13 protein-coding genes and 1 pseudogene are annotated in these 15,181 nt (G+C 59.8%); 9 read left to right on the forward strand and 5 right to left on the reverse strand.

What is annotated here, in order from left to right; genetic code table 11:
• The first annotated feature begins 23 nt into the window (after positions 1-23).
• Positions 24-926 carry a transporter substrate-binding domain-containing protein gene (locus tag TU74_RS05005; protein ID WP_047296025.1) on the forward strand — a complete coding sequence of 301 codons (903 nt, stop codon included), beginning with the start codon at positions 24-26 and terminating at the stop codon, positions 924-926.
• A gap of 72 nt (positions 927-998) precedes the next feature.
• Here the strand turns inward: TU74_RS05005 and mltA are convergent, their stop codons facing one another.
• Positions 999-2,144, reverse strand: coding sequence for a murein transglycosylase A (gene mltA, locus TU74_RS05010; RefSeq protein WP_047279394.1), 1,146 nt, complete (start codon positions 2,142-2,144; stop codon positions 999-1,001).
• A 128-nt stretch (positions 2,145-2,272) separates the two neighbouring features.
• On the opposite strand from mltA, the gene TU74_RS05015 reads away from it, so the two are divergent.
• A complete protein-coding gene (locus TU74_RS05015; protein ID WP_047283220.1) occupies positions 2,273-2,722 on the forward strand; it encodes a c-type cytochrome in 450 nt (149 codons plus the stop codon).
• A gap of 72 nt (positions 2,723-2,794) precedes the next feature.
• Here TU74_RS05015 and TU74_RS05020 read toward each other — a convergent pair whose 3' ends face one another.
• From TU74_RS05020 to TU74_RS05035, 4 genes are all read right to left on the reverse strand, one after another.
• The gene (locus tag TU74_RS05020) at positions 2,795-3,190 is read right to left on the reverse strand and encodes a DUF1090 domain-containing protein (RefSeq protein ID WP_047296021.1); all 396 of its coding nucleotides are present in this window, start codon (positions 3,188-3,190) and stop codon (positions 2,795-2,797) included.
• An 84-nt stretch (positions 3,191-3,274) separates the two neighbouring features.
• Complete coding sequence (gene ligB / locus TU74_RS05025) at positions 3,275-4,957, reverse strand: NAD-dependent DNA ligase LigB (protein ID WP_048375394.1); 1,683 nt, start codon at positions 4,955-4,957, stop codon at positions 3,275-3,277.
• A 167-nt stretch (positions 4,958-5,124) separates the two neighbouring features.
• Positions 5,125-6,315 carry a methionine adenosyltransferase gene (gene metK / locus TU74_RS05030; protein WP_047296017.1) on the reverse strand — a complete coding sequence of 397 codons (1,191 nt, stop codon included), beginning with the start codon at positions 6,313-6,315 and terminating at the stop codon, positions 5,125-5,127.
• 19 nt (positions 6,316-6,334) lie between these two features.
• The gene (locus TU74_RS05035) at positions 6,335-7,330 is read right to left on the reverse strand and encodes an ArsR/SmtB family transcription factor (RefSeq protein ID WP_047279390.1); all 996 of its coding nucleotides are present in this window, start codon (positions 7,328-7,330) and stop codon (positions 6,335-6,337) included.
• Between the two features lie 260 nt (positions 7,331-7,590).
• Here TU74_RS05035 and tkt point away from each other — a divergent pair, with 260 nt between their 5' ends.
• The 7 genes and pseudogenes from tkt (at position 7,591) to TU74_RS05070 (ending at position 15,177) form a co-directional block, all read left to right on the forward strand.
• Positions 7,591-9,588, forward strand: a complete 1,998-nt coding sequence (tkt, locus tag TU74_RS05040) for a transketolase (protein ID WP_047296015.1) — start codon at positions 7,591-7,593, stop codon at positions 9,586-9,588.
• 151 nt (positions 9,589-9,739) lie between these two features.
• Entirely contained in the window at positions 9,740-10,801 is a 1,062-nt protein-coding gene (epd, locus tag TU74_RS05045) for an erythrose-4-phosphate dehydrogenase (RefSeq protein WP_047278215.1), read from the forward strand.
• Positions 10,802-10,821: 20 nt separating this feature from the next.
• Positions 10,822-11,985 (forward strand): phosphoglycerate kinase, encoded by a 1,164-nt coding sequence (locus TU74_RS05050; RefSeq protein WP_047278213.1) that lies wholly within the window; start codon positions 10,822-10,824, stop codon positions 11,983-11,985.
• A 32-nt stretch (positions 11,986-12,017) separates the two neighbouring features.
• Positions 12,018-12,236 (forward strand): hypothetical protein, encoded by a 219-nt coding sequence (locus TU74_RS05055; protein ID WP_048375396.1) that lies wholly within the window; start codon positions 12,018-12,020, stop codon positions 12,234-12,236.
• 180 nt (positions 12,237-12,416) lie between these two features.
• A complete protein-coding gene (gene fba / locus TU74_RS05060) occupies positions 12,417-13,481 on the forward strand; it encodes a class II fructose-bisphosphate aldolase (protein WP_047278209.1) in 1,065 nt (354 codons plus the stop codon).
• Positions 13,482-13,727: 246 nt separating this feature from the next.
• Complete coding sequence (locus TU74_RS05065; RefSeq protein ID WP_048375504.1) at positions 13,728-14,231, forward strand: sigma-70 family RNA polymerase sigma factor; 504 nt, start codon at positions 13,728-13,730, stop codon at positions 14,229-14,231.
• Positions 14,228-15,177: pseudogene (locus TU74_RS05070) on the forward strand (FecR domain-containing protein). The gene TU74_RS05065 and the pseudogene TU74_RS05070 overlap by 4 nt, the downstream one beginning before the upstream one ends.
• Positions 15,178-15,181 lie beyond the last annotated feature (4 nt).

Raw genomic sequence — 15,181 nt, forward strand, 5'->3', positions numbered from 1 at the left:
TGTTTTAAAGGGGAAATAAGAAGATGAAAAAACTCACCTTGATCAGTTGCACGCTGGGCCTGTTGATCAGTCAGGCAGTATCCGCCAATGACGCACCGTTGCAGGGCACGTTGAAAAAGATCGCGGATTCGGGGCGCATCACCCTCGGCTATCGGGACGCTTCGGTGCCGTTCTCGTATGTCGGCGACAATTCGGGCAAGCCCATGGGCTACTCCGTGGATCTGGCGAATAAAATCGTCGAAAACGTGCAAAAGAAGCTGGGCGACAAGCCCCTGAACATCAAATACAACCTGGTGACGTCGCAAACCCGCATCCCGCTGGTGCAAAACGGCACGGTGGATCTGGAGTGCGGCTCAACCGGCGTTACGGCTGAACGCCAGAAGCAGGTGGCGTTTTCCTACGGGTTTATCTACGTCAAAGGCCAGTTGCTGACCGCCAAGGACAGTGGCATCAAGGGGTTTGATGACCTGCGCGAGAAAAACGTAGTGACCACCGCGGGCACCACCAATGAGCGTTTCATCAAAAGCTACAGCGCCGATCACAAAATGGGCATGAACGTCATCAGCGCCAAAGACCATGGCGAAGCGTTCAAAATGCTCGAAACCGGCCGTGCCGTGGCGTTTTATATGGATGATGCATTGCTGTACGGCGAACGCGCCAAGGCGCGTGACCCGCATAACTGGGTGGTGGTCGGGGACGAACAATCGCGGGAAATCTACAGCTGCATGGTGCGCAAAGATGACCCGCAATTTCTGGCGGTGGTGAATCAAACCCTGGCCGACCTCTACAGCTCAGGTGACATCACGGGTATTTATCAGCGCTGGTTCGAGCAACCGATCCCGCCCAATGGCTTGAACCTGGAGTTCCCGATGACCGCAGAACTCAAGCAAATCATTGCCAAGCCCGTGAGTGATCCGGTGGAGTAACGCCGATCTGTCGCTGTCGAGCGGCATCAGCGAGTGCTCGACAGCGATACAGACGGTGGGTCAACGCCGGTTTCACTCCGGCAGCGCTGCACCTTTGGGCCACAGTAGCCAGATATTGCCTTTCTGCTTCATGTCGCCCGCCAGTTTGCCCGCCTCGGGGCCTGTGCCGACGAAGAAGTCGGCACGTACTTCACCTGCTATCGCACCGCCGGTGTCTTGTGCGGCTACCGGGCGCACGATGGGCTGGCCATCTGGCTGAGTGGTGGAGAGCCACAACAGGCTACCCAGTGGAATCACCTTGCGGTCCACCGCCACGCTGTAGCCTGCGGTCAGGGGCACGTTCAGCGAGCCGCGCGGGCCTTCGTTGCTGTCGGGGTTTTGGGTGAAGAACACGTAGCTCGGGTTGCTGGCCAGCAGTTCGTTGACGCGCTCGGGGTGCGCCATGGCCCAGGCGTGAATGGTGCCCATGGTCACGTCTTCTTTCTTCAATTGCCCCTGTTCCACCAGCCAACGGCCGATCGGTTTGTAGGGATGGCCATTCTGGTCGGCGTAGCCAATGCGCAATTGGCGGCCGTCATCCAGTTGCACGCGGCCCGAACCTTGGATCTGCAGGAATTGCAGGTCCATCGGGTCGGTCAACCACGCAATCACAGGCGCGTTCAGGCCTTGGGCATTGATGGTGGCCGCGGTGTCGTAGGGTTTGATCACACGGCCTTCAAGGCGACCGCGCAGACGCTTGCCCTTGAGTTCCGGGTAGAGGCTGTCGAGGTTGACCACGATCAAGTCGGACGGCACGCCGTAAACCGGCACCTTGGCGACCTCGTTGGCTGTCAGGCTGCCGGGGTAGACGGGTTCGTAATAACCGGTAATCAGGCCGTCGCTGCTGCCCTGCGCCGAACGCAGGCTGTAGACATCCAGGTGGGTTTGCAGAAAATCGCTGATCTGGGCCACGCTCGGGCTGGCCGGTAATTGGGCCGCCTCGCTGCAAATGCGACCCCAGTTGGCGTCGGCCTTGAGCCGGGTGCAGGCGCTGCGCCAAGAGGCGAACCCGCCTTGCAGATCCGTACCGGTCACTTCGGGCAATGCACTCCAGTCAGCTTTGCTGTACGTGGTGTGAGGGGCTTCAGGCTGTTTGGCGTCCTGATCGGTGCCGTTGCAGCCGGCCAACAACATGACGACGGGCAAGGCCCACACCCATGGCTTTAAAAGACGACTCATCTGCGATGTTCCTTTGCGGTTGCCGGGGTTCGAGAACCGTCAGGGCAATCCTTATATTCATTAGGGGTATTGGTCTTTACAGGTGACGCGAGGATACTGGCGACCGATTTTCGTGATGTGAAGCGACCATGACTCTGAAACGATTGACTGTTGTACTGCTGGCCTGCCTGACGCTGTCGGCGTGTGGTGGGGTTGATCCCAATTCGCCGCTGGGCCAGCGCAAAGCGATTTTCAAACAAATGCTCAAGACCAGCGAAGACCTGGGCGGCATGTTGCGTGGGCGAATTCCGTTTGATGGCCCGCGTTTTACCGAGGGCGCGATCAAGCTGGATGCATTGGCCCATGAGCCGTGGAAGCATTTCCCGCAGGTGAAAGAGTCCGACCAGACCAGCGCGACCGATGATGTGTGGCAAAAACAGGCACGTTTTCAAGACCTGGCCCGTCAACTGGAAGCGGCCACGGGGGAGTTGGTCATTGCCAGTCAGGTTCAACCGTACAAGGCCAGCAACCTCGCGCCTGCGGTGCAGAAAGTCGAAGACACGTGCAGCGCGTGTCACAAGGAATTTCGCAACCACTGATCACGCCTTCACATTCCCAGCTTGCCCGGCCCTCTCATTGCGTGAAAGGGCCGTGCGAGGCTGGCGTGAGGCTTACTGGTCCAGTTGATCCAGCGCTTCTTGCAATTCTTTGCGCGACTCAGCCAGCTTGTCTTTGCGCTTGTTGATTTTTTCCGGGTCGCCTTTCTTCATGGCTTTGTCCAGATCGGCCTGACGCCGGCTGACTTCATGCTTGGCATCGAGCACCTTGCTTTCGCGCTCCTTCTTCAAGCTTGAATCGGTGCAATACTTTTTGACTTTTTCCAGGGCTGTTTCAAGACCGGCAATCTGCCCGCTGTTGTTGTGAGCGCGGGCGTATTCCAGCTGAGTTTCAATGTTTTTTATCTTGGCGGCACATCCCGTCAACTCAGGCGCTTGATCCGCAGCCATCAGCGGGGCAGCCATCAGGCCGCAAACAGTAAACAGGGCGAGCGGTGAAAGAAATTTCATGAATAGCTCCATAACAAAAAGTGACAATACACACAGTTCAAAAATGCGAAACGCAGCATGGGTGTTGAATAAGTCTGAAGCAGGCTAGTCGAAGCCCGGCACTGCAGCAGCCCGTAATGTTTCGCTTATTGCCCGTACGTTCGGGTCTTGCAGGAACGCACTCAATTGTTCGGCACGGCGTGGGCCAATGCCCGGCTCTGCCCGCCAGGCGTCGGTATCACGCGCAACCAGCGCCTGCCACGAGTGGCCCAACGCCGCGTCCCCCGTGGGTGGCAACCCGATTGCTTTGACCCAGCGCTCGAACGGTTGTTGCCGGGCGCGCTGAAAACTGGTCAATAAACGTTCACTGCTGCGCTCGCCGAAGCCCGCAATCTTAACAAGCCGGGAAGCATCCAGGGTCAACCAATCGGTCAGGCTGTTGATTTGTCCGCTCTGGATCAACTTTTTCCACGTTCCGGGCCCGACAAACGGTAGGGCCAGACCCTGCTTGCTGCTCAACCTGTTCAGTCGCGCCAAAAATTGGCTTTCGCAGCCCGGCGTCGGCTGCCAGCAGCTCAGGCTGTGGAAGTTTTGGGGGTTGGGGGCGTTGACTTCAAGGCGCTCGGGTGCGCGCAGCACCACGCTGTCCAGGCGTGGAATGGTCATGCCTGCGAGGCTGATAGCCACGTGGTCTGCGGGGCGAATATCCAGGGTTTGCCAGCGTTGCAGTGAGCCGACGCTGATGCGCTGGATGCGCCGGTCGTCGAGTGTCACGGGGGCCAGCGTCAGCATCGGCGTGATGCGCCCGGTGCGGCCGATATTGAACGTCACGCTGCGCACTTCGGAGATGGCTTGGGCGTGGGGGTATTTCCAGGCGACGGCCCAGTTCGGGGGGGTTGCCTGCCAGCGCTTGGCGTCGGGGCGTTCGCTCTGGCGTAACACAACGCCATCGGTGGCAAACGGCAACGCCGTGGTGTGCCAGCGCTGGCGCCAATCTCGCGCCTGTTCGAAGTGTTCGACCGGCTGGCTGTAGGTCTGGCTGTCGACAAACCCCAGGCGGGTCAGGTGCTGCAAACGCTCGATCAGCGTGGCCGGGCCGTCGGGCCAGTCCCAGACAAACAGGCCAATACGCTCGGCATGCTCAGGGGCGAGGGTGTGGCGTGCCATCAGGCCTGCAACCAGGCTGCGCGCATTCAGGCTGCCAGAGGTGGCTTGGACATGGCCGGGCAAGCGCCAGTAGAGTTCGCCGTGCAGCACCAGCGTGACAGGGTGCGCCAAGGTGCGGGGAATGGCATTGAGGGTAAGGGCCGAGGCGGTCCAGTCCTGACCTTTCTCTCCGTCCCCCCGGCTGATCACGTGTTGCAGTTGGCCTTCACGATAGGTCAGCGTCACGGCCACGCCGTCGACCTTGGGTTGCACCCAAATCCCCCGGCGGTTGGCCAGCCAGCGTTTAACGGCCTGGTCGTCGGGCAGTTTGCTCAGACCGGTGTGGGGCACGGGGTGCGCCACCTTGCCCCGTGCTGTGTGCAGCGGGTCACTCGCAGGCGTTGCGCCGACGCAACGTTGCCACTGTTCCAGGCGCGCTCGTGCTTGATCGTATTGAGCATCCGTCACGAGGGAAACGCCTAGGCGATGGTAGCTGTCATCCCAGATCTGCACTTGTTGTTCGAGACGGCTGATGGACAGGTTGGCCTGGGCCGGTGACCCGTCGGGGCAGGCGGCGGCGCCTGCAGAGGTCGTGAGAAACGCGAGCGCAAGCCCGCTTAGAAGACGAAGTGTGACCAGCATCATGAGCGTCCTTGCCCGGTAAGAATGCTTAAGGCTAGTGCAGGTTCTCAGTCGGACCGTGCCGCAGCTTTACCGCATGTTTCGCGGGCAACACGTTCACCGGGCGCAGCACCAAAAAAGCCCCGGACAGTTGCCTGTCCGGGGCTTTTGGGTGCAGCGGGGCGCGGTTACACGCCAGCGGCAGCGCGCAGCTCTTCAGCGCGGTCAGTGCGCTCCCACGTGAACGTGGTGAAGGTGTCGTCGCCGACCGTTTTGGTCTGCGGCGTGCGGCCGAAGTGGCCGTAAGCGGCGGTTTCCTGGTACATCGGGTGCAGCAGGTCGAGCATCTTGGTGATGGCATAAGGACGCAGGTCGAACACGTCACGCACCAACTTGATGATTTTTTCGTCAGAGATTTTGCCAGTGCCGAAGGTGTTCAACGAGATCGAAGTCGGTTGAGCGACGCCGATTGCGTAGGAAACCTGAATCTCGCAACGCTCGGCCAGACCGGCAGCCACGATGTTCTTGGCCACATAACGACCCGCGTAAGCCGCCGAACGGTCAACCTTGGAAGGATCTTTACCCGAGAATGCGCCACCGCCGTGACGGGCCATGCCGCCGTAGGTGTCAACGATGATCTTGCGACCGGTCAGGCCGCAGTCACCCACCGGGCCGCCAATGATGAACTGGCCAGTCGGGTTGATGTGGAACTGGGTGTCTTTGTGCAGCAGTTCGGCAGGCAGTACGTGCTTGACGATCAGCTCCATCACGCCGTCGCGCAGGTCGGCAGCGCTGACGTCCGGGTTGTGCTGGGTCGACAGCACGATTGCGTCGATGCCCACCACCTTGCCATTGTCGTAACGGCACGTGACCTGGGATTTTGCGTCCGGACGCAGCCAAGGCAGCAGGCCGGATTTACGGGCTTCGGCCTGGCGCTGAACCAGCTGGTGCGAGAAGGTGATCGGCGCTGGCATCAGCACGTCAGTTTCGTTGCTGGCGTAGCCGAACATCAGGCCCTGGTCGCCGGCGCCCTGATCTTCAGGCTTGGCGCGGTCAACACCCTGGTTGATGTCAGGGGACTGCTTGCCGATGATGTTCATCACGCCGCAGGTAGCGCCGTCGAAGCCGACGTCAGAGCTGGTGTAGCCGATGTCGGTGATCACGTCACGAACGATCTGCTCCAGGTCAACCCAGGCCGACGTGGTCACTTCGCCGGCGATGATCGCTACGCCGGTTTTCACCAGAGTCTCGCACGCCACACGGGCGAACTTGTCTTCAGCAATGATGGCGTCCAGCACCGCGTCAGAAATCTGGTCGGCGATTTTGTCCGGATGCCCTTCAGACACGGACTCGGAGGTGAAAATGGAGTATTCGCTCATCTCGACGGTTTCCTAATATTTACCGATGGTGAGTGTCGCCAGAAGGTCGCTGAAAGTGGCGGACCTGAATCTGGAAACCATTACGTAAGCCTACATAGAGGCTTTCCCCGGGAACGAGTCCCGCAGCGGTGGCCCAACGGGCCAGATCATCTTGTTCAAAACCTAGCCACAAATCGCCGCACGCCTCGCGGGCCCACGCCTGATTATGGCTGCACAACTCTGTTACCAGCAGGCTACCGCCAGGTTGCAGCAAGGTGGCCAGTTGCTTCACTGCTTCGGCCGGTGCGGCGAAATGGTGCAGGACCATGTTCACCACCACGCAATCGACTTGAATCTGCGAACCGTTGAGCGCGTCGGCCAGGATCAGGCTGACGTTGTTCAGTGATTCGCGCTCACACACCTGACGCGCCAGTTCAAGCATCGCCGGGCTGTTGTCCAGTGCCGTGACCTGGTCAAAGCGTCGGGCCAGATCAGGCAAGAAGCTGCCATCGCCGGGGCCGACCTCCAACGCAGTGGCGGGCGCAGTGAAGCTCAGTTTGTCGAGCAATGCCAATACGCTGTCCCGGTACTGCGGCAAGCCTGCAATCAGGTCTTGCTGGGCGCGAAATTTCTCGGCAATGCGCGAGAAAAAGTCTTGGCTCGCGGCAGCGCGTTGCCCGTGTACGGCGCTGATGCGTGCCTGTACGTCGGCGGGCAGGGTCAGGTTGTCGACCTCACCCAGTAACGCGGCGTGCAACGTGCCGCCCAATTGTTCGGTGTGGGGCAGGGCGCGGCGATAAAAGATCGCGTTGCCTTCACGCCGTGTAGCCACCAGCCCGGCCTGGGACAGCACCTTGAGGTGATGGCTCATGCCAGATTGGCCGGTCGCGAAAATCTGGGTCAGTTCCAGCACACCAAATGAATCGTTGGCCAACGCGCGCAGCACATTCAGTCGCAGCGGGTCGCCTCCAGCCTTGCACAAGGCGGAGAGCTCATCGCAATCGTCATGGCGAATTGAAGGCACGCGTAAGTTCATGGGGTCGCAGTCTAGTTACCCCGTTCTGTCGTCGCAAGGCCAATATCAAAACATTTTGATATTGGTCGATAACTGGCACGTTGGTCGGACGGCTTAAGTGTAATGACGAGCGCAGCGGTCCAATCCTCAACAGATTGAACGGTTAAGCACAGGAAAAATGATTCAAGTGACTATCTGTCATTGCCCGAGGGCGCTGCCTGAGGGAAAATGCTCGCCTTTTTCCGATTCGTTTTTATTTACCCATTCCCAGGAGAACAGCGATGCCCAGCCGTCGTGAGCGTGCCAACGCCATTCGTGCACTCAGCATGGATGCCGTGCAAAAAGCCAACAGCGGCCACCCGGGTGCCCCGATGGGCATGGCGGATATCGCCGAAGTACTGTGGCGCGATTATCTGAAGCACAACCCGAGCAACCCGTCGTTCGCTGACCGTGACCGCTTCGTGCTGTCCAACGGCCATGGTTCGATGCTGATCTACTCGTTGCTGCACCTGACCGGCTACGACCTGTCGATCGACGACCTGAAAAACTTCCGCCAGTTGCACAGCCGTACCCCGGGCCACCCGGAGCTGGGCTATACCCCGGGCGTTGAGACCACCACCGGTCCTTTGGGTCAGGGTTTTGCCAACGCCGTAGGTTTTGCACTGGCTGAAAAAGTCATGGCCGCGCAGTTCAACCGCCCAGGCCATACCATCGTTGATCACCACACCTACGTGTTTATGGGTGATGGCTGCATGATGGAAGGCATCTCCCACGAAGTCGGCTCGCTGGCCGGTACGTTGGGCCTGAACAAGCTGATCGCGTTCTATGACGACAACGGCATTTCCATCGACGGCGAAGTCGAAGGCTGGTTCACCGATGACACGCCAAAGCGTTTCGAGGCCTACAACTGGCAAGTGATCCGTAACGTTGACGGTCACGATCCGGAAGAGATCAAGACCGCCATTGAAACCGCTCGCAAAAGCGATCAGCCAACACTGATCTGCTGCAAGACCACCATCGGTTTCGGTTCGCCGAACAAGCAGGGTAAAGAAGATTGCCACGGTGCTCCGCTGGGTAACGACGAAATCGCCCTGACCCGCCAAGCGCTGAACTGGAACCACGGCCCGTTTGAAATCCCGGCTGATATCTACGCCGAGTGGGACGCCAAGCAAGCCGGTGCTGAAGCTGAATCCGAATGGGACAAGCGTTTTGCTGCCTATGCGGCCGAGTTCCCGGCGCTGGCCAATGAGTTTGGCAGCCGTATGAACGGTGACTTGCCCCTCGATTTTGATCGCCGTGCGAACGAATACATTGCTGAGGTCGCGGCCAAAGGCGAAACGATCGCCAGCCGTAAAGCCAGCCAGAACGCACTGAATGCCTATGGCCCGATGCTGCCAGAACTGTTGGGCGGTTCGGCCGACCTGGCCGGTTCTAACCTGACCCTGTGGAAAGGCTGCAAAGGCGTTACGGCTGAAGACGCCAGCGGTAACTACGTGTACTACGGTGTACGTGAGTTCGGCATGAGCGCGATCATGAACGGCATCGCCCTGCACGGCGGTCTGGTGCCTTACGGCGCGACTTTCCTGATGTTCATGGAATACGCCCGCAACGCCATTCGCATGTCGGCCTTGATGAAGCAGCGCGTGATTTATGTGTTCACCCACGACTCCATCGGTCTGGGCGAAGACGGCCCGACCCACCAGCCCATCGAGCAACTGACCAGCCTGCGCACCACGCCGAACCTGGACACCTGGCGCCCGGCGGACGCGGTGGAATCCGCAGTGGCCTGGAAGTTCGCACTGGAGCGTAAAGACGGTCCGTCGGCGCTGATCTTCTCGCGTCAGAACCTCAACCACCAAACCCGTGATGCCGCGCAAATTGCCGACATCAACCGCGGTGGCTACGTGCTCAAAGATTGCGCAGGCGAGCCTGAGCTGATCCTGATCTCGGCCGGTTCGGAAGTCGGTCTGGCGGTTCAGGCTTACGACAAACTGACCGAGCAGGGCCGTAAGGTACGTGTTGTGTCGATGCCGTGCACCAGCGTGTATGAAGCGCAGGACGCAGGCTACAAGCAATCGGTTCTGCCGTTGCAGGTCAGCGCGCGTATTGCCATCGAAGCGTCCCACGCAGACTACTGGTACAAGTACGTTGGCCTGGAAGGTCGCGTCATCGGCATGACCACCTACGGCGAGTCGGCGCCTGCGCCTGCCTTGTTCGAAGAGTTTGGTTTCACCCTGGAAAACATCCTGGGTCAGGCTGAAGAACTGCTCGAAGACTAAACGCCCGACGCGGCGGCCCTTTGGCTGCCGCGCTTCCCGTCGTCGTTGCCCACGGTTGTGAAGGGGCGCTGTGCAACCCTTTGCTGAAGGCCTGCGGGCCTGATCGCAGCTTTGGGCAGCGACTGCAGGTTTTGAAGAATAAGAGAACCCCATGCCTCAACCGCGTCCTTACAAAGTTGCACTCAACGGCTACGGCCGCATTGGTCGTTGCGTCTTGCGTGCGTTGTGTGAGCGGGGAGCGGCTGCCGGGTTTGAAATTGTTGCCCTCAATGACCTGGCCGATATGGCCAGCCTCGAATATTTGACGCGCTTCGACTCCACGCATGGCCGGTTTCCCGGCGAGATACGGATCGAAGGCGACTGCCTGCATATCAATGGCGACTGCGTGAAAGTGTTCCGCAGTGCCACCCCTGAAGGAATTGACTGGGCCGCGCTGGGCGTTGATCTGGTTCTGGAATGCTCCGGTGCCTACAACACCCGTACGGACGGCCAGCGTTTTCTCGACGCCGGGGCCCCCGCTGTATTGTTTTCGCAACCGATGGCCAGCGAGGCCGATGCCGACGCCACCATCGTGTACGGCGTGAACCAGCACAGCCTGACCGGCACCGAGCGCCTGATTTCCAACGCGTCATGCACCACCAACTGCGGCGTGCCGCTGTTGCGTCTGCTGGATCAGGCGTTTGGTCTGGAGTACGTATCGATCACCACCATTCACTCGGCGATGAACGATCAGCCGGTGATTGATGCTTACCATGACGAAGACCTTCGTCGTACTCGCTCGGCGTTTCAGTCAGTGATTCCGGTGTCCACCGGTCTGGCCAAAGGCATTGAACGTTTGCTGCCGGAACTTGCGGGCCGAATTCAAGCCAAAGCCGTACGGGTTCCGACCTTGAATGTGTCGTGCCTGGATATCACGTTGGTCACCGCGCGCGACACCACCGCGGTGGAAGTGAACCGGATGTTGCGCGAGGCCGCGACCAGCGGCCCGCTCAAAGGCTTGTTGGCGTATACCGAATTGCCCCATGCCAGCTGTGACTTCAACCATGACCCGCATTCGGCGATTGTCGATGCCAGCCAGACCCGCGTGTCCGGCCCCCGGTTGGTCAACTTGCTGGCCTGGTTCGACAACGAATGGGGCTTTGCCAATCGAATGATCGATGTGGCAGAGCACTATCTGCATGTAACTCACCCAAAAACCGTTCTCTCACATTAGAAACTCAGGAACTGCGACCCATGACCGTGTTGAAGATGACCGACCTCGATCTGCAAGGTAAGCGCGTACTGATCCGCGAAGACCTCAACGTCCCAGTCAAGGACGGTGTTGTCACCAGCGATGCGCGCATCCTTGCTTCGCTGCCGACCATCAAGCTGGCGTTGGAAAAAGGCGCGGCGGTCATGGTCTGCTCGCACCTGGGCCGTCCGACTGAAGGCGAATTTTCGGCCGAAAACAGCCTCAAGCCCGTGGCTGACTACCTGAGCAAGGCGCTGGGCCGTGAAGTGCCGCTGGTGAGCGACTACCTCAATGGCGTCGACGTGAACGCCGGCGACATCGTGTTGTTCGAGAACGTGCGCTTCAACAAGGGCGAAAAGAAGAACGCCGATGAACTGGCCAAGCAATACGCGGCCTTGTGCGACGTGTTTGTGATGGACGCTTTTGGCACCGCGCACCGCGCCGAAGGTTCGACCCACGGCGTGGCCAAGTTCGCCAAGGTTGCAGCGGCAGGTCCGTTGCTGGCTGCCGAGCTGGAAGCGCTGGGCAAAGCCCTGGGCGCCCCGGCCAAACCCATGGCTGCGATTGTCGCGGGCTCCAAGGTGTCGACCAAACTCGACGTCCTGAACAGCCTGAGCCAGATTTGCGACCTGCTGATCGTGGGCGGCGGCATTGCCAACACGTTCCTCGCGGCGGCCGGCCACCCGGTGGGCAAGTCGCTGTACGAACCCGACCTGCTGGACACCGCGCGCGCCATCGCCGCCAAGGTCAATGTGCCGTTGCCGACCGACGTGGTGGTGGCCAAGGAATTCGCTGAAAGCGCTGAAGCCACTGTCAAACTGATTGCTGACGTGGCAGAAGACGACATGATTCTGGACATCGGCCCGCAGACGGCTGCGCACTTCGCCGAGCTGCTGAAATCATCCAAGACTATTCTGTGGAACGGTCCGGTCGGCGTTTTTGAGTTTGACCAGTTCGGCAATGGCACCAAAGTGTTGGCCCACGCCATCGCTGACAGCGCTGCATTCTCGATTGCAGGCGGCGGTGACACACTGGCCGCCATCGACAAGTACGGCGTTGCTGACAAAATCTCTTACATCTCGACCGGTGGCGGTGCGTTCCTGGAATTCGTTGAAGGCAAGGTATTGCCTGCCGTGGACGTTCTGGAAAGCCGCGCGAAAGCCTGAACGTGAATCAGGCCCTGAAAGGAAGCATGGACATGCTCAAGTTGTTACCGCTGTTGATGATTGCAGGCTTGGTGGCCGGGTGTTCCGGCTCGAACAAGCCCGCGCCTGAAGCGGCCACGCCTGAAGAGAGCGGCTGTTACCAGGCTGACTGGCAGGCGCAGAGTGTGCCATTGGTCAATAAACGATCAGGGCCTGAGGCACTGGAGAAATACGAGTCACCCACGCCTTCTAAAGAGCGCGGGTGCCCGTGACGCTTTGAGCTGTAGGCGTGGCTGATTCAGTGATGGGCTTTGAGCCGACTGCGGCAGCGACTACAGATGATGCTAATGACGCGCAGAGCGGTTACCCCCGATCTGCAAAAACTTGAATAGCAGCCGCCGCTCCGGCAGGCTTGCACGATTAACGACCCTCGTCCGGGAGAGACACGCACAATGGCACTTATCAGCATGCGCCAGATGCTGGACCACGCCGCCGAATTCGGCTACGGCGTTCCAGCTTTTAACGTCAACAACCTTGAGCAGATGCGCGCCATCATGGAAGCCGCTGACAAGACTGACTCCCCGGTGATCGTTCAGGCTTCGGCCGGTGCGCGCAAATACGCAGGTGCTCCGTTCCTGCGTCACCTGATCCTGGCCGCGATCGAAGAATTCCCGCATATCCCGGTGTGCATGCACCAGGACCACGGCACCAGCCCTGACGTGTGTCAGCGTTCGATCCAGCTGGGTTTCAGCTCGGTGATGATGGACGGCTCGCTGGGTGAAGACGGCAAGACCCCGACTGACTACGACTACAACGTGCGCGTGACTCAGCAAACCGTGGCCCTGGCTCACGCCTGTGGTGTGTCGGTAGAAGGCGAGCTGGGCTGCCTGGGTTCGCTGGAAACCGGTATGGCCGGCGAAGAAGACGGCATCGGCGCGGAAGGCGTGCTGGATCACAGCCAAATGCTGACCGATCCTGAAGAAGCCGCTGACTTTGTAAAACGCACCCAAGTGGACGCCCTGGCGATTGCCATCGGTACGTCCCACGGCGCGTACAAATTCACCAAGCCGCCGACTGGCGACGTGCTGGCGATTGATCGCATCAAAGAAATCCACAAGCGCATTCCGAACACTCACCTGGTGATGCACGGTTCGTCCTCGGTGCCGCAAGAGTGGCTGAAAATCATCAACGAGTACGGCGGCGACATCAAAGAAACCTACGGCGTGCCGGTTGAAGAAATCGTTGAAGGCATCAAGCACGGCGTGCGCAAGGTGAACATCGACACCGACCTGCGTCTGGCATCGACGGGCGCCATGCGCCGCCTGATGGCCACCAACCCGAGCGAGTTTGACCCGCGCAAATTCTTCGGCGCCACAGTAACGGCCATGCGTGATGTCTGCATCGCCCGTTACGAAGCCTTCGGCACCGCCGGTAACGCTTCGAAGATCAAGCCGATCTCTCTGGAAGCCATGTACCAGCGTTACCTCAAAGGTGAGCTGAACGCCAAGGTCAACTAAGACCTGCGCGTCCTGCTGTTGAGTGAAGGCCGGTTGGTCCGTGCTCAGTCAGCAAAAACATCCGGCGTCTCTCAGGGGCGCCGGATTTTTTTTGCCTGTTGTTCGGGTTTTACCCAACCCGTAGCGTTTCATCAGCGGCGTTCTGGCCACTGCCTCAAGTCACCCTGCCATCAAATGACCCTTGCATAATCAGCTTGTCATCACGACAATGCGAGCGATTACCATTTACGCATGGGTGGCATGTTCATGTCGGCGCTTGATCGCTCAGCACTTCATCAGTTGTACAGCGACCACAACAGTTGGCTGAAGGGCTGGTTGCGGGTTCGGTTGGGCAATGCGGCCGATGCCGCCGATCTGGCGCAGGATACGTTTGTGCGGGTCATGACTGCCCGGATCGACACGCCAATCCGCGAGCCACGCGGTTATCTGAGCGCCATCGCGCGGTCGCTGTTAATCGATAAATCCCGTCGCCGCACCATCGAGCAGGCCTATTTGCAGGCTTTATCGCTGCGCCCTGAACCGGTCGATGTTTCGCCGCAAACGCGGCTGTCGATCATCGAAATGCTGGTCTCAATCGATACGCTGCTCGATGAACTGGGCAGCCGGACACGGGATATTTTCCTCGCGGTACAACTTGAAGGACTCAGCTACGTGGCGACGGCCGAACGCTACGGCGTATCCGTCACCACAGTGAAAAATCATTTGATTCGGGCCATGACCCGCTGCCTGTTGCTGATGGAGCACGAATGAGCGGTGCTCCGGACCTCAAGGTCCTTGAGGCCGCCGCAACGTGGTACGTGCAATTGAATGACGACACATGCTGCGACGCCACGTCCCGCGCCTGGCAAACCTGGTTGCACGCCAACCCTCAGCATGCGGCGGCGTGGGCACGTGTCGAGAAACTTCAGCAACAATGGGCCCGCGTGCCCCGTCAAACGGCCTTGTCCAGCCTTAGTGCAGCCAAGGCGCAGCGCCGGGAGGTCTTGAAAATACTCAGTCTGCTGCTGGCCGCAGGTGCCTGTTCCTGGCTGGCGGTTGAAGAGCTGCCCTATACCGTTCGATGCTCGCCGGGCAACGTACGGGCAGCCGCGAGCGGCGTTCGCTGCGCCTGGACGATGGCTCGCAGGTGCAGATGAATGCCCACACATCGCTGGACATCCGCTTCGATTCAACCCAGCGCCTGATCCAGCTGCACGGTGGGGAAATTCTGGTTCAGACCGCCAAGGACTCGGCCCTGCGGCCTTTTATTGTGGATACCGGAGAAGGGCGCGTGCGGGCACTGGGCACGCAATTCAGCGTGCGCCAACTGCCCGGGCGCACCCGTGTCGGCGTGTTGCAGGCCGCTGTTGAAGTGACGGCCCGTCGGTCATCCGGTCAGCCTGTGCGGGTGGAGGCTGGGCAGCAAGTGACGTTTGATCCCGAGGCGATCGAGGGCATTAGCCCTTTAGCAGCAGGGTCGACGGCCTGGGTCCACGGCATGCTGCGTGTGGACGACTGGCGGCTGGGGGACTTTGTCGAGGAACTGAACCGCTATCGGCCCGGCGTGTTGCAGTGTGCGACAGCGGTTCAGGACCTACGTATATCGGGCGCTTTTCGTATCGATGACACCGAAACCGTACTGGAGAACCTGAGTAAAACCCTGCCGGTAAAGGTGCGTTTCATGACCCGCTATTGGGCCAGCATCGAGCCCGCTTAAAAGG

The organism is Pseudomonas lundensis (assembly GCF_001042985.1).
Classification (GTDB): Bacteria; Pseudomonadota; Gammaproteobacteria; order Pseudomonadales; family Pseudomonadaceae; genus Aquipseudomonas; species Aquipseudomonas lundensis.

Excerpts from the sequence above, each read along its gene's own strand:
- TU74_RS05005 (WP_047296025.1), top strand. The coding sequence starts at position 24 with ATGAAAAAACTCACCTTGATCAGTTGCACGCTGGGCCTGTTGATCAGT.
- mltA (WP_047279394.1), bottom strand. The coding sequence starts at position 2,144 with ATGAGTCGTCTTTTAAAGCCATGGGTGTGGGCCTTGCCCGTCGTCATG.
- TU74_RS05015 (WP_047283220.1), top strand. The coding sequence starts at position 2,273 with ATGACTCTGAAACGATTGACTGTTGTACTGCTGGCCTGCCTGACGCTG.
- TU74_RS05020 (WP_047296021.1), bottom strand. The coding sequence starts at position 3,190 with ATGAAATTTCTTTCACCGCTCGCCCTGTTTACTGTTTGCGGCCTGATG.
- ligB (WP_048375394.1), bottom strand. The coding sequence starts at position 4,957 with ATGCTGGTCACACTTCGTCTTCTAAGCGGGCTTGCGCTCGCGTTTCTC.
- metK (WP_047296017.1), bottom strand. The coding sequence starts at position 6,315 with ATGAGCGAATACTCCATTTTCACCTCCGAGTCCGTGTCTGAAGGGCAT.
- TU74_RS05035 (WP_047279390.1), bottom strand. The coding sequence starts at position 7,330 with ATGAACTTACGCGTGCCTTCAATTCGCCATGACGATTGCGATGAGCTC.
- tkt (WP_047296015.1), top strand. The coding sequence starts at position 7,591 with ATGCCCAGCCGTCGTGAGCGTGCCAACGCCATTCGTGCACTCAGCATG.
- epd (WP_047278215.1), top strand. The coding sequence starts at position 9,740 with ATGCCTCAACCGCGTCCTTACAAAGTTGCACTCAACGGCTACGGCCGC.
- TU74_RS05050 (WP_047278213.1), top strand. The coding sequence starts at position 10,822 with ATGACCGTGTTGAAGATGACCGACCTCGATCTGCAAGGTAAGCGCGTA.
- TU74_RS05055 (WP_048375396.1), top strand. The coding sequence starts at position 12,018 with ATGCTCAAGTTGTTACCGCTGTTGATGATTGCAGGCTTGGTGGCCGGG.
- fba (WP_047278209.1), top strand. The coding sequence starts at position 12,417 with ATGGCACTTATCAGCATGCGCCAGATGCTGGACCACGCCGCCGAATTC.
- TU74_RS05065 (WP_048375504.1), top strand. The coding sequence starts at position 13,728 with ATGTCGGCGCTTGATCGCTCAGCACTTCATCAGTTGTACAGCGACCAC.